This is a genomic window from Microbacterium sp. 4R-513 (genome assembly GCF_011046485.1).
Lineage (GTDB): Bacteria > Actinomycetota > Actinomycetes > Actinomycetales > Microbacteriaceae > Microbacterium.
Genome location: NZ_CP049256.1, coordinates 2,116,959 through 2,131,590 on the forward strand (window position 1 = coordinate 2,116,959; position 14,632 = coordinate 2,131,590).

The following is a 14,632-nucleotide window of genomic DNA, read 5'->3' on the forward strand; positions in this document are numbered from 1 at the left end:
TTTGGAACCCCGTGCTTCACCTCACCCGCCGCCCGTCGGCCCTGACTCGCACCCTGGCGGTCCTCGCCGCAGCCGTGGCCCTCGTCCTGCCCGCCGCTCCCGCTCTCGCAGCGGACGACCCGCCGGCGACGCCGGAGGTGCGCTGGTCCGTGTCGCCCGCAGACGCGAACGGGCCGGATGGCCGCCGCTCAGCGGAGCATGAGGTCGACCCGGGCGCGACGGTCGACGACTACTTCGCCGTCCGGAACGTCGGCGACAGCGAGGTGACCTTTCAGCTCACCGCCGCCGACGGCTACTACACCCGCACCGGCCGCTTCGACATCCTCGCGGCCGACAAGGAGTCGAAGGATTCGGGCACCTGGATCGCCATCCCCGAGACCGTGACGGTTCCGGCCGGCGAAACCGCCGTCATCCCCTACTCCGTGACGGTGCCGGAGCGCGCCGAGCCCGGCGATCACGCCGCCGGGATCACGGCATCCGTCCTCTCCGTGCAGTCCGCCGAGGACGGCACGAGTCTCGGCGTCGAGAGCCGCGTCGGCTTCCGGGTGCTCACGCGCGTCAAGGGCGAGATCACGCCCGCCGCATCGATCGGCACGATCTCACCGGACTACGAGACCTCGTGGAACCCGCTGAAGCCCGGCGAGCTCAACGTCACGTTCGACGTCTCGAACGACGGCAACACCCGGCTGCTCGCACAGGGCACCGTCGAGGCAGGCGGCCAGAAGGTCGCGTTCCCGGCGGAGGGGGAGTCCCAGCAGGAGCTTCTCCCTGGCGACGTCCGCACCCTCACCGTCGTCGTCGACGGCGTGTGGCCCCTCTTCGTCGTCCCGACGACGGTCACTCTCGATGCGACCGTGCTGACCATGGACGGCAGCACCGACACTCTCGCACCCGTCCAGGAGGGCACCGTGGCATGGGCGATCCCGTGGCCGCAGCTCATCATCCTGGCGGGCATCGTCCTCATCGTCCTCGCGATCCTCTGGAACCGCATCCGCTCCCGGCGCAGGCTCGAGAGCCTCCTCGCCGATGCGCGCGAGGAGGGCCGCAAGGCGGCTGAGGCGCCGGTGGTCACCCCGTGAGCCGGCGGGTCCGGATCGCCGGCCTCGCGATGACGGCGGCCGCCGCGATCCTCGCCCTCTATCCGGTCGGGGCGGCGCTCGCCGCCGAGCAGGACGTCAGCAGCGACGGCATCCAGATCTCCGTCGTCATCACTCCCCTGCAGGCGTGCGTCGGCGCGTGCGCGGGGGATGGCGATCTTCCCGCGACCGGCGGCGCCTTCCCGGCCATGGTGCTGTGGGGAGCGGTGGCCCTGGTCGCGGCCGGCCTGCTCCTGGCGCTGCGGCATCGCCTGCGTCCCGCCGGTGCGGGGTGGCGTTTCTGGGAGCGATCAACCCCCTACGATGTGGTCAGCGGACGCCGTGGGCGATCGTCGGAGGCCGGGCTTCGCGCTCGGGTCGACGGATCGCCGGCGTTCCAAGAGGGCGCCGGGCCAGACGGCGAGCAAGGAGATCCGCAGTGTCGGAGGACGTGACGCGAGGCTGGCAGCGGCCCAGCATCTACGACGTCGCACGCCAGGCGGGCGTCTCGCACATGACCGTCTCGCGCGTGCTCAATGGTCATCCCAACATCCGCGAGTCGACGCGCGAGCGCGTCCTGCGCGCGATCGACGACATGAACTACACGCGCAGCTCGATCGCGCGTGCCCTCGCGACGCGGCGCGCCATGCGCATCGGCGTGCTCGTCGACGGGCCTGTCCAGTACGGCCCCAACAGCACGCTGCGCGCGCTGGAGAGCGCGGCCCGCGATGTCGGCTACGCCATCAGCGCCTTCTCGATCTCGGAGGAGGAGGAGTCGCAGATCGACACCGGCGTCGTCGAGCTCGTGACGCAGGGCGTCGACGCGCTCTGCGTCATCGCCCCGCGCGCATCGTCGCTCGACCTGCTGCGCAAGCAGACCACCGGGCTTCCGACGATCGTCATCAAAGCGGAGCCGGATGCCGCGTGGCACACCGTCGCCGTCGATCAGCGAGCGGGAGCCACCCTCGCGGTCTCGCACCTCATCGAGCTCGGCCATCAGCGGATCCTCCATGTCGCAGGTCCGCTCGATTGGTACGACGCCCGGGAGCGCCAGGAGGGCTGGCGCGACGCCCTCGCGGATGCGGGCCTGCCGATCGTCCCGCCCGTCGCGGGGGACTGGACATCGGACTACGGCTACGAGTTCGGCTCGACCTACGACTTCGGCGGCGTCACGGCGGTCTTCGCCGCGAACGACCAGATGGCTCTCGGGCTCGTGCACGGGCTCTGCCAGCGGGGGATCCGCGTGCCCGACGACATCAGTGTCGTGGGCTTCGACGACCTCCCCGATGCGCGGCACTTCCTGCCGCCCCTGACGACGGTGAGACAGGACTTCGCCGCCCTCGGCGAGCTGGCCCTCAAGCTCATCATCGACGCGATCGACGGCGAAGAGGACGGCTTCCAGCACGACGTCATCGAGCCCCGGCTGATCGTCCGCGGCTCGACGGCCGCGCCGGGCTCCTGACCTCGGCGAGGCGTCGGCCGAGGCACACTCACCACGTCCGCTGCGCTCCGTCGGCCGCAGGTGGGGCCGCGGAGCGCACTTCCGCGCGGGCGCTGGGTTGTTCGCGGTAACGAGAAAATAACGAATATCGCGATTCGAGTTGCGCGCGGACATTGTTAGCGCGCACAATGAGTCACACAACACCCGAGGGTGTCCCGCCCGGGGCACACACTTCTCTTCGACGAAGCGCGTCGGAGAGTCTCAAGGAGGAGATCACATGGCACACAAGAAGCGCATGCTGGGCGTGCTCGGCTTCATCGGGGCGGGCGTCCTCGCGCTCGGCCTGGCCGGCTGCTCGGGCGGTTCCGGCGACGGCGACAACGCCGACAGCGGCGACAGCGGCAGCGGCGACCTCACCACCGTCGGCTTCGTCGCCGTCGGTCCCGAGGGCGGTTGGCGCAACGCCAACGAGCAGGCCATCAAGGATGCGTTCACCAAGGACGCCGGCTTCGACCTCAAGTACGCGCCCGCCGCGAGCCCGACCGACCAGAAGTCGCAGCTCGACGCCTTCTCGACGTTCGTCAACGACGAGGTCGACGTGATCCTCCTCACCGCGACCGAGGCATCCGGCTGGGAGGACTCGCTCAAGCTCGCTCAGGAGGCCGAGATCCCCGTCATCCTGCTCGACCGCGGTGTCGACGCGAGCGACGACCTGTACGTCACGCGCATCGCCCCGGACAACGTCAAGGTCGCCGGCTCGGTGGGCGAGTGGGCCACCGAGACCTTCCCCGAGGGTGCGAACTACTACACGCTCGAGGGCGTTCCCGGCCTGTCGGTCGTCAACGAGCGCAACGAGGGCTTCGACGCCGCCATCGAGGGCAAGGACGGCTGGAACAAGATCGGCGCGCAGACGGCCAACTGGACCGCTGACGAGGGCAAGTCGGTCATCGAGACCGTCCTCAAGGAGCACCCCGACCTCCAGTTCATCTTCGCCCAGAACGACGAGATGGGCATCGGCGCCGCTGCGGCCGTGACCGCCGCCGGCCTCGTCCCCGGCACGGACGTCAAGATCGCGACGATCGACGGCACCACGCCGGCGCTCGAGGCGCTCGCCAAGGGCGACCTCAGCTTCGTCGCCCAGTACAACCCGTTCTTCGGCGACCTCGCCGTCGACGCCGTGAACAAGGCCCTCGCGGGTGACAGCGTGGAGAAGACCATCGTCGTCCCCGGCGAGACGTTCGACTCCGCGGAGGCCGGTCAGGCCGCGATCGACGCGGGCAAGGGCTTCTGACCCGACCGAGCGTCGGTAAGAGGAAGATCAGTGCGAGCGGGGGTGGCCGTTCTCGGCGGCCCCCGCTCGTTCCCTTTCTCCCGCCCGAATCCACGCAGTCAGCAACAAGGAGTCACCCAGCGATGATTGAACCGATCGCCATCGTCGAGGTCCGCGGCGCGTCCATCACCTTCCCGGGCGTCAAGGCGCTCGACGAGGTCAGCTTCCGCCTCCTCCCCGGCGAGGTCCACACCCTCATGGGGGAGAACGGCGCCGGCAAGTCGACGCTCATCAAGGCGCTGACCGGCGTCTACCAGATCGACTCCGGCGAGATCGTCGTGAACGGCGCGGTGCGCAGCTTCTCCGGCACGGCCTCCGCTCAGGCCGCGGGGATCTCCACCGTGTACCAGGAGGTCAACCTGTGCACGAACCTGAGCATCGGCGAGAACGTCATGCTCGGCCACGAGGTGCGCGGTCTCACCGGCGTCAACTGGCGCAAGACGCATGCCCTGGCCCGTGAGGCCCTCGCGCGCATGGGTCTGGGCGACCTCGACCCGCGCGCCCCGCTCTCCTCCATCTCCATCGCGATGCAGCAGCTCGTCGCCATCAGCCGCGCCATGGTCACCGACTCGAAGGTGCTCATCCTCGACGAGCCGACCTCGAGCCTGGACGCGAACGAGGTCGAGGTGCTCTTCGGCGTCATCCGGCGCCTGCGCGACCAGGGTGTCGCCATCCTGTTCGTCTCCCACTTCCTCGATCAGGTCTATGCGATCAGCGATCGCATCACGGTCCTCCGCAACGGACGCTTCGTCGGCGAGTACCTCACGCGCGATCTCGACCGCACCGAGCTCATCTCCAAGATGATCGGCAAGGACTTCGAATCGCTCCGCGCGCTGGGCTCCAACCGGCAGACCGAGGCGCGCGACCGCTCGCAGACGCCCGTCTTCGCCGCAGAGGGCCTGGGCCGCAAGGGATCGATCGAGCCCACCGACGTCGAGGTGCACGGCGGCGAGGTCGTCGGCTTCGCGGGTCTGCTGGGCGCGGGCCGGACGGAGCTCGCACGTCTCATCGCGGGCGCCGACAAGGCCGACTCGGGCACCGTGCGGGTGCGCGGCAAGAAGGTCGCACTCAACTCGCCCGTGACCGGGCTCGCCCACGGCATCGCCTACTCGACCGAGAACCGCCGCGAAGACGGCATCGTCGGCGACCTGAGCATCCGCGAGAACATCATGCTGGCCGTCCAGGCTCGCAAGGGGTGGTTCCGCCGGGTGCCTGCGCGCGAGGTCGACCAGCTTGTGAACACCTACATGGAGCGCTTCAGCGTGCGCCCCAACGACCCGAACCGTCCGATCCGCCTGCTCTCCGGCGGTAACCAGCAGAAGGTGCTGCTCGGCCGGTGGCTCGCGACGAACCCCGACCTGCTGTTGCTGGACGAGCCCACCCGCGGCATCGACGTCGGCGCGAAGGCCGACATCCAGGAGACCGTCGCCGAGCTCGCCGAAGGCGGGATGGGCGTCGTCTTCATCTCGTCCGAGCTCGAAGAGGTCGTGCGCCTCTCGGAGCGGATCGTGATCCTCAAGGACCACCAGAAGGTCGGCGAGGTCGTGAACGGCCCGGAGGTGACCGCGGAGAGCATCGTCTCGGTCATCGCCACCGAATCAGGGGCGGAGGCGGAGGCCCAGGCCGACGTCCTCGCCGAGGAGGTCGCCGAGGGCGACGCCGCAAACGAAGGGAACGCGTCATGAGTCGCGTCAAGACCGCGCTCAGGACCCCGTGGTTCTGGGCCATCGTGGGCATCGCGGTGCTGCTGCTGATCAACACCCTCAAGAACCCCGCCTACCTCGCGCTCAGCATCAACCCCACGACGGGCCAGCTGACGGGCAACGTGCTCGACATCCTGCGCGTATCGGCGCCGATCATCATGATCGCGCTGGGCATGACGTTCGTCATCGCGACCGAGGGCATCGACCTCTCGGTCGGCTCGATGATGGCCGTCGGCGGCGCGGTGGCGATGCAGACGCTCTCGACCGTGAACGACCCGACCTCGGTGGGCGCCATGCTCACGGCGATCGGGCTGGCGCTGGCGCTGGCGATCGTGCTCGGCGCGATCAACGGCCTGCTCGTCGCGGTGGTGGGGCTGCAGCCCTTCATCAGCACGCTCATCATGATGATGGCGGCGCGGGGCATCGCCCGCGTGATCACCGACGGGCAGAACACCAACGCCACGAACGAGCCGTTCCGGCAGCTGGCGAACGGTCAGATCCTCGGCCTGCCGACGAGCTTCGTGATCGCGATCGCGATCGTCGTCATCATCGCCCTCTTCATGCGCCGCACGGCGCTCGGCCTCATGATCGAGTCGATCGGCATCAACCCGCACGCGAGCCGGCTGGCCGGCATCCGTCCTCGTCCGATCCTCTTCGGCGTGTACATCCTGTCGGCGGCTCTCGCCGCCGTGGGCGGCCTCTTCAGCGTCTCCGAGGTCATGACGGTGAGCGTGTCGGGCACTGGAAACCTCATGGAGCTCGACGCGATCCTCGCCGTCGTCATCGGCGGGACATCCCTCGCCGGCGGAAAGTTCTCGATCCTGGGCTCGACCATCGGGGCCCTCCTCATCGCGACCCTGAACAAGACCGTGCTGTTCCTCGGCATCCCCGCCGCGGCAACGCCCGCGTTCAAGGCGCTCGTCATCATCGTCCTGGTGCTGCTCCAGTCCGAGCGGGTCCGGTCGTTCGCCTTCGGGCGCGCGAGATCCGGCGGAACGCCCGCCGCGCCGGTGGCGCCGGTCGCCGACCAGAGCGCCCCTGTCAAGGAGAAGGAGGTCGTCGCATGAGCGCGCGCACTCTTGCCGAGTCCGTCCCGCCCGTAGCCGATCTCCCGGAGACGAAGCAGCCGAAGCAGACGGCCCGCTTCTCGGGCCTGTGGGAGCGCAGCCAGACGCTGATCCCCACGCTCGCCGCCCTCGTGCTGCTGTTCGGCATGCTCATCTACGCCGAGATCGCGTACGGCCGCGTGTTCCACGCCGGCACCATGTCGAGCCTCCTCGTGAGCTTCGCGCCGACGATCATCCTCGCGGTCGGAATGACGATCGTGATCGTGTCGGGCGGCATCGACCTCTCCGTCGGCGCCGTGGTGGCCTTCAGCTCGGTGGCGGGCGTGATGCTGATGAACATCGGCGTCAACGGCTGGCTGTCGATGCTGCTGATGATCCTGTTCGGCGCGACGTTCGGCCTCATCTCGGGCGTCATGATCCAGTACTTCAACGTGCAGCCCTTCATCGCGACGCTCGCCATGATGTTCCTCGCGCGCGGTCTGGCGTCGATCCTCTCCACGACTCCGGTCGTGGCGGCCGACGATTCGCCGATCCTCCTGCTCGCGACGGACTGGAAGATCATCGACGGTCCGAAGGTCAACGACTTCACGATCACGCCGGGGCTCCTCATCGCGGTGCTCGTCGTGCTCGGCGGCATGTACTTCATGCACCGGACGCGCATGGGCCGGACCGTCTACGCGATCGGCGGCAACGAGTCGTCCGCCCAGCTCATGGGCCTGCCCGTCAGCCGCACCCGTATCTGGATCTACGTCGTCTCCGGTGCCCTCGCCGGCCTCGCCGCGATCGTCTACACCGCGGAGGTCGGCGGCAAGGCGCAGAACGTGACGGGAATCGGCTGGGAGCTGGACGCCATCGCCGCGGTGGTGATCGGCGGCACGCTGCTCACCGGTGGCTACGGCTACATCCTCGGATCGATCGTCGGCGTCTTCGTCATCGCGGCGCTGCGCCTCATCATCACCAAGGACGGCACGATCAACCCCGAGTACCTCACGATCATCACCGGTGCGGTGCTGCTCGTCTTCGTCCTCCTCCAGCGCGCGCTGACCCGGCGACGGGCGAGCTGATGGCGAACGATCAACTGGACGCCGCGATCCAGAGGGTTCGCGAAGAGGTCGCATCGCTGCACGCCGAGCTGGTGCGCTACAGGCTCATCGTCTGGACGGGCGGAAACGTGTCGGGTCGTGTTCCGGGGGCCGATCTGTTCGTCATCAAGCCCTCCGGCGTCTCGTACGACGATCTGCGCCCGGACAACATGATCCTGTGCGACCTCGACGGAAACGTCATCCCGGGCACTCCCGGCAGTGAGCGGAGCCCCTCGAGCGACACGGCGGCGCACGCCTACGTGTACCGCCACATGGAGCACGTCGGGGGAGTCGTCCACACGCACTCCACCTACGCCGTGGCGTGGGCTGCGCGGGGCGAGGAGATCCCCTGCGTCATCACGGCGATGGCGGACGAGTTCGGCGGACCCATCCCGATCGGGCCGTTCGCGATCATCGGCGACGACTCGATCGGCCGCGGCATCGTCGAGACGCTCACGGGTCACCGCTCGCGGGCGGTGCTGATGCAGAACCACGGCCCCTTCACGATCGGGGTCGACGCGAAGGATGCCGTGAAGGCCGCCGTGATGGTCGAGGACGTCGCGCGCACCGTGCACCTCGCGCGCGAGGCCGGGCCGCTCATCCCCATCCCGCAGGAGGCGATCGACAAGCTGTTCGACCGCTACCAGAACGTCTACGGGCAGTCGGGGGACGCGCGCCGATGATCGTTCGACAGGACTCGGGAGCGGATCCGCGGGATGCCGCGTCCGCGGCCATCCGCGAGGGCCGCACCGCCCTCGGCATCGAGTTCGGCTCGACCCGCATCAAGGCCTGCCTCGTCGACGCCGACAACCCGTCGCACGTGCTCGCCGTGGGAAGCCACGAGTGGGAGAACGAGTTCGTCGGCCGCAGCTGGACCTACTCCCTCGAATCGGTCTGGGCGGGCGTGCAGGATGCCTACGCCGGCCTCGCCGCTGAGGTGCAGTCCCGCTACGGCACGCCGCTCGAGACGATCGGCGCGATCGGCGTCTCGGCCATGATGCACGGCTACCTCGCGTTCGACGAGGAGGGGGAGCTTCTCGTCCCCTTCCGCACGTGGCGCAACACGAACACCGAGCGGTCGGCCGTCGTGCTGTCCGAGCTCTTCGGCGTCAACATCCCCCTGCGGTGGTCGATCGCCCACCTCTACCAAGCGGTGCTCGATGAGGAGCCGCACATCGGGAAGGTTCACTTCTTCACGACCCTCGCCGGATACGTGCACTGGCAGCTCACCGGGCGCAAGGTGCTCGGCGTCGGCGATGCGTCCGGCATGTTCCCGATCGACCCCGCGACCCGCGGCTACGACACGGCGATGATCGAGAAGTTCGACCGCCTCGTCTCGGAGCGGGCGTACGGCCTGCACGTCGCCGAGCTCCTTCCCGAGGTGCTCCTCGCGGGCCAGGACGCCGGCAGCCTGACCGACGCGGGTGCCGCGCTCCTCGACCCGAGCGGCGCGCTCCGCCCCGGCGCCGCGCTCTGCCCGCCGGAAGGCGATGCGGGCACCGGCATGGTGGCGACCGAGTCCGTCGCCCCGCGCACCGGCAACGTGAGTGCAGGCACGAGCATCTTCGCGATGGTCGTGCTGGAGCGTCCGCTCAGCCGCGTCCACCATGAGCTCGACGTCGTCACGACCCCTGCCGGCGACCCGGTGGCGATGGTGCACTGCAACAACGGTGCCAGCGAGCTCGCCTCGTGGGTCGGCCTGTTCCAGCGCTTCGCCGCGGTGGCCGGCGGCGAGCTCGACACAGACGAGATCTTCGCGGTCCTCTTCCGGGAGGCGCTCGACGGCGACCCCGACGCCGGCGGCCTGCTGGCCTACAACCATCTCGCCGGCGAGCCCATCGCTGAGCTCTCGGAGGGCCGGCCGCTGTTCGTCCGCACGCCCGAGAGCCGCTTCACGCTCGCGAACTTCATGCGGGCCCAGCTCTACGGCGTGTTCGGCACGCTCGCCCTCGGCATGCGCGTGCTCGAGGGGGGAGGGCGTGGCGCTCGACAGGATGTTCGCGCACGGCGGCGTCTTCCGCACGGCCGGGGTCGCGCAGCGCTTCCTCGCCGGTGCGCTCGGCGCACCTGTCGCCGTCGGCGAGACGGCCTCGGAGGGCGGGGCGTGGGGGATCGCCGTCCTCGCCGCCTACCTCTCGAAGTCCGCCGGTCTCGATCTCGGCGCGTACCTCCGCGAGCACGTCTTCGCCGAGGCATCCATCGATGTCATCGAACCCGACCCGGAGGACGTCCCCGGGTTCGCGGCGTACCTGGCGCGCTACCGCGACGGGCTCGCCGTCGAGGCGACCGCCGTGGCGAAGCTCTGACCTGACACCCGTCCCAGATAGAACCCCAAAAAGGAATCCCATGACCCGCACCCCGCTTTCCACGTCGCTCGACGGCTACGAGATCTGGTTCGTCACCGGCAGCCAGGACCTCTACGGAGAGGAGACGCTCGCGCAGGTCGCCGAGCAGTCGCAGGCGGTCGCCGAGGGGCTCGCGGGACTTCCGGTCAAGGTCGTGTGGAAGCCGGTGCTGAAGGACTCCGATTCGATCCGTCGGCTCGCCCTGGACGTCAACGCGCGCGACGACGTCATCGGCGTGATCGCGTGGATGCACACGTTCAGCCCGGCGAAGATGTGGATCGCGGGGCTCGACGCGCTGCAGAAGCCGCTGCTGCACCTGCACACGCAGGCGAACGTCGAGCTGCCGTGGGCCGACATCGACTTCGACTTCATGAACCTGAACCAGGCCGCCCACGGCGACCGGGAGTTCGGCTACATCCAGACCCGTCTCGGCGTCGCGCGCAAGACGGTGGTCGGGCACGTGTCGAACCCGGCGGTCCGTCAGCAGGTCGACGACTGGCAGCGGGCGTCGGCGGGCTGGGCCGCGTCGCGCACCCTGAAGCTCGCCCGTTTCGGTGACAACATGCGCTACGTCGCGGTCACCGAGGGCGACAAGACGGAGGCCGAGCTGCGGTTCGGCGTGCAGGTGAACACGTGGGGCGTCAACGAGCTGGCCGAGCGTGTCGCTCAGGCGACGGATGCCGAGATCGACGCCCTCGTGCAGATCTACCTCGACGAGTACGACGTGGTCGAGGAGCTCCTCCCGGGCGGCGACCGTCATCAGTCGCTGCGGGACGGCGCCGCGATCGAGGTCGGGCTGCGCTCGTTCCTCGAGGAGGGCGGGTTCGGCGCCTTCACTACCTCGTTCGAGGACCTCGGCGCGCTGAAGCAGCTGCCCGGTCTCGCGGTGCAGCGCCTCATGGCCGAGGGCTACGGCTTCGGCGCCGAGGGCGACTGGAAGACCGCGATCCTCGTGCGCGTCGCGAACGTCATGGGCTCCGGCCTCCCGGGCGGCGCATCGCTCATGGAGGACTACACGTACGACCTCGTCGCGGGCGACGAGAAGATCCTCGGCGCCCACATGCTCGAGGTCGCCCCGTCCCTGTCGTCGCAGAAGGCGCGACTCGAGATCCACCCGTTGGGCATCGGCGGCAAGGACGACCCGGTCCGCCTCGTCTTCACCGCCGACCCCGGTCCTGCCGTCGTGGTCGCGATGAGCGACATGCGCGACCGCTTCCGCCTCGTCGCCAACGTCGTCGAGAACGTCGCTGCGCCCGACCTGCCGAACCTGCCGGTCGGCCGCGCGGTGTGGAAGCCCGCGCCGGACTTCGCGACGTCGGCGGCGTGCTGGCTCGCCGCCGGCGCCGCGCACCACACCGTCATGACGACCCAGGTCGGCATCGAGGTGTTCCGCGACTTCGCCGAGATCGCGGGGACCGAGCTCATCGTCATCGACGACAGCACCACGGTCCGCGACTTCCAGCGCGAACTGCGCTGGAACCAGGCGTACTACCGACTCGCCCAGGGGCTCTGAGCGCAGGGCCGGCACCGCCGGCCCGTCGACCGCGCCCGAATCAACCACCCAGAGGAAGGGTCTCGCAGATGAGATCAGGAACCACCATGAAGAAGGTGAGCGCGGTCCGGCGGGGGTTCGGTCGCCGTGCCCTCGCCTCGTCGCTCGCGGGCGTCCTCGCTGTCACGGCCTTCGGGCTCGCGGCGCCGACGGCCGCCCAGGCGGCGGATGTCCCGGCGCCGTCGGCCCACTACGACATGTCGCACTCCGGCACGTCGCTCCTCGATGTGTCGGGCAACGGCCGCAATGCGACGCTGACGAGCCTGACGGACTCGTCGTTCGTCAAGGTCGGCTCGAACGACGACGTCCTGCGGTTCAAGGCCGACGGCTACGCGGCGCTTCCCAAGGGGCTCGTGACGGGCACGGACAACAACTTCACCGTCGAGTACACCGTCACCACCCAGACGGCCACGAACCAGTTCGGCTGGGTCATCGGAGACGGCGTCGGGGCGTGGAACACGACGGCGCTGGGCAACCACGTCTTCGTCAACCCGCGGTCCGGCGAATCCGCGTACAGCAACGCGGTGCTCTCGGGCATCCGCGTGAAGACCGCGACCGCCAACGGTGAGACCCGCATGCCCAACGGCGGCGGCCTGAACCCCGGCTTCACCACCCTCACGCTCGTGGGCAGCGGCCAGACGCTGACCCTGTACCGCGACGGCGTGCAGATCTCCACGGTGACGCACACCAACTCGCTGAGCTCCATCATCCCGGCCGGCAGCACCCTGGGCTACCTCGGCCGCTCGCTGTACACGGGCGATGCGCTGCTGCGCGCCGACGTCACCGACGTCAAGTTCTGGGATGTCTCGCTCACGGCCGATCAGGTCTCCTCGAGCATGCCGACGGCTGCCGACAAGAAGGCGTCGACCGACGGCGTCATCCGCCTCGACATCACCCCGACGGTCCTCGGCGCCAACCCGTCGCTCGACCAGGTGACGAGCAAGCTGACGCTCCCGGCATCCTCGAACGGCATCGCCCTGACGTGGGCGAGCTCGAACCCGGCGGTCGTCTCGACGACCGGCGTCGTCTCGCGCTCGATCTCGGCCGACACCCCCGTCACGCTCACCGCGACGACGTCGCTCGGCACGACCATCACGCTCGACGTCATCGTCAAGGCGCCGAACGTCTCGGCCGACCTCGACGCGATCGTGCTCGCGCAGCGCACCACCGAGAACCTCCCGCTCGCGGTCAAGGGCTCGGCGAACGGCGCCGCCATCACGTGGACGTCGTCCGACCCCGCGCTCGTGACGGGGACGGATGCCTCGTACGCGGCGCCTGCCGTCGGTGCGGCCGACCCGTATGCCGGTGGCGGCATCGTCAAGCGCCCCGCCTACGGCGACGGCGACAAGCAGGTCACCCTCACGGCTCGTGCGACGCTCAACGGCCAGACGCAGGAGCGCACCTTCCAGGTGACGGTCGCCGAGAAGGGCCGCTGGGCCCCTGATGCGGGCTATGCCGCGGCGTACTTCAAGTCGGACTCGGACGAGAAGATCTACCAGGCGGCGACGTCGGGCAACGACTTCTTCACGTTCTCGCCCGTCAACGGCGGCAACGCGGTCATCACCTCGACGGCCGACACCAAGGGCCTGCGCGACCCGTACATCCTCCGTTCGAAGGACGGCGACAAGTACTACATGGTCGCGACCGACCTGTGCATCAGCTGCGGCACCGGCTGGGGCCCCGCGCAGTCGAACGGCAGCCTCAAGATCGAGGTCTGGGAGTCGACCGACCTCGTGAGCTGGACGCGGACGAACGGCGCCAACACGGGCATCACGATCAACCAGCCCGAAGCGGGCATGACGTGGGCGCCCGAGGCGTACTGGGATGACGCGCTGCAGTCGTACGTCGTGTTCTTCTCGTCGCGCATGTACGCCGACGCGGCCCACACGAACAGCGACAAGCTCTACGCACGGGTGTACTACGTCCTGACGCGCGACTTCCGCACCTTCACCTACCCGCCCACCAGCTGGCAGGACACGGGCTACGCCCGGATCGACTCGACCGTCACGAAGATCGGCGACTACTACTACCGCTTCTCGAAGAACGAGGAGAGCGGGACCGCCGGCATCCTCGAGGCCGGGAAGGACATCTTCCTCGAGAAGTCGAAGGTGCTGACGGCCCCCACGACGCAGTCGAACTGGTCGGCCGACCCGAACACGACATGGCAGCTCACCGACACCCGCATGACGAGCCTCGAGACCGGCCAGGCCGGTGAAGGCCCCGAGATCGTCAAGCTCAACGCGGGCGACCCGAACAACAACGCGGCCGGAGACGGCTACGTCTTCCTGGTCGACAACTACGGAGCGGGCGGCTACCGCGCGTTCGTGACGAGCGGGTCGGCGATCGCATCGAGCTCGCAGGCCGACCGCCTGTCGCAGCGTGCCGAGTGGAACGTCCGTCCCGTCGGCGGGCTCCCGGCCAGCCCGCGCCACGGCTCGTTCGTGAGCGTCAACCAGTCGGTGCTGAACGCCGTCAACTCCTGGTCGGCGGTCAAGGCCGTGGCATCCACCACGACCCTGACGGCGGACGGCCGCGACGTCACCGCCGTGGTCAAGGCCGCCGACGGCGGCGAGGTCGCCGGCACGGTCACCTTCACGGGTGGCGCATGGAGCAAGACGGTCAAGCTCTCGGCGGGCAAGGCCACGACCGAGGTGCCTGCCGGTGTCGGAAGCGTCACGGCGAAGTACGACGGCTACACCGATGCCCGCGTCAGCGTGTCGACGTCTTCGGCGGTCTCGCTCGCCGTCGACATCGTCACGACGGCGGCGACGCGCTGCGTCGCGGGCAAGATCACCGAGGTGCTCACGGTCCGCAACGCCGACGGCGTCTCGGCCGACGTCAGGGTGACCGGTGCCTACGGCAGCAAGACCGTCACGGTCGCCGCGGGCAAGAGCGTCTCGGTGTCGTTCACGACGCGCCTCGCCTCCATCGGAGCGGACGCCGTCACGGTCACCGCGACGGCGACCGACGGCCGCAGCCACAGCTCCACCGTCACGGTGCCCGCTGCCGGCTGCAACTGACCGCCGCGCGAAGGGT

General features: G+C 69.4%; 10 protein-coding genes and 1 pseudogene. All 11 read left to right on the plus strand.

Translation table 11 applies throughout. The features are described from left to right. The first annotated feature begins 11 nt into the window (after nt 1-11). The 11 genes and pseudogenes from G5T42_RS09160 to G5T42_RS09210 all read left to right on the plus strand — a co-directional run bounded on the left by G5T42_RS09160 (nt 12) and on the right by G5T42_RS09210 (nt 14,616). Nucleotides 12-1,079 (plus strand): DUF916 domain-containing protein, encoded by a 1,068-nt coding sequence (locus G5T42_RS09160; protein ID WP_165127890.1) that lies wholly within the window; start codon nt 12-14, stop codon nt 1,077-1,079. Next, complete coding sequence (locus G5T42_RS09165) at nt 1,076-1,531, plus strand: LPXTG cell wall anchor domain-containing protein (protein ID WP_165127892.1); 456 nt, start codon at nt 1,076-1,078, stop codon at nt 1,529-1,531. The genes G5T42_RS09160 and G5T42_RS09165 overlap by 4 nt, the downstream gene beginning before the upstream one ends. After that, nucleotides 1,516-2,538 carry a LacI family DNA-binding transcriptional regulator gene (locus G5T42_RS09170; protein ID WP_165127894.1) on the plus strand — a complete coding sequence of 341 codons (1,023 nt, stop codon included), beginning with the start codon at nt 1,516-1,518 and terminating at the stop codon, nt 2,536-2,538. The genes G5T42_RS09165 and G5T42_RS09170 overlap by 16 nt, the downstream gene beginning before the upstream one ends. Before the next feature lie 256 nt (nt 2,539-2,794). Then, nucleotides 2,795-3,808 carry a substrate-binding domain-containing protein gene (locus G5T42_RS09175; protein WP_165127896.1) on the plus strand — a complete coding sequence of 338 codons (1,014 nt, stop codon included), beginning with the start codon at nt 2,795-2,797 and terminating at the stop codon, nt 3,806-3,808. Between the two features lie 122 nt (nt 3,809-3,930). After that, a complete protein-coding gene (locus G5T42_RS09180) occupies nt 3,931-5,532 on the plus strand; it encodes a sugar ABC transporter ATP-binding protein (RefSeq protein WP_165127898.1) in 1,602 nt (533 codons plus the stop codon). Further along, entirely contained in the window at nt 5,529-6,617 is a 1,089-nt protein-coding gene (locus tag G5T42_RS09185; protein ID WP_165127900.1) for an ABC transporter permease, read from the plus strand. Before G5T42_RS09180 ends, G5T42_RS09185 begins: the two co-directional genes overlap by 4 nt. Beyond that, on the plus strand, nt 6,614-7,681 hold the full coding sequence (locus G5T42_RS09190) for a sugar ABC transporter permease (RefSeq protein ID WP_206535606.1): 1,068 nt from the start codon (nt 6,614-6,616) through the stop codon (nt 7,679-7,681). Before G5T42_RS09185 ends, G5T42_RS09190 begins: the two co-directional genes overlap by 4 nt. After that, on the plus strand, nt 7,681-8,382 hold the full coding sequence (locus G5T42_RS09195) for an L-ribulose-5-phosphate 4-epimerase (RefSeq protein ID WP_165127902.1): 702 nt from the start codon (nt 7,681-7,683) through the stop codon (nt 8,380-8,382). The genes G5T42_RS09190 and G5T42_RS09195 overlap by 1 nt, the downstream gene beginning before the upstream one ends. Further along, nucleotides 8,379-10,005: pseudogene (locus G5T42_RS09200) on the plus strand (FGGY-family carbohydrate kinase). The gene G5T42_RS09195 and the pseudogene G5T42_RS09200 overlap by 4 nt, the downstream one beginning before the upstream one ends. A 40-nt stretch (nt 10,006-10,045) precedes the next feature. After that, nucleotides 10,046-11,557: an L-arabinose isomerase gene (gene araA / locus G5T42_RS09205; RefSeq protein ID WP_165127904.1), complete on the plus strand. Its 1,512-nt coding sequence runs from the start codon at nt 10,046-10,048 to the stop codon at nt 11,555-11,557. 86 nt (nt 11,558-11,643) lie between these two features. Beyond that, nucleotides 11,644-14,616, plus strand: a complete 2,973-nt coding sequence (locus G5T42_RS09210) for an immunoglobulin-like domain-containing protein (RefSeq protein WP_241245758.1) — start codon at nt 11,644-11,646, stop codon at nt 14,614-14,616. Nucleotides 14,617-14,632 lie beyond the last annotated feature (16 nt).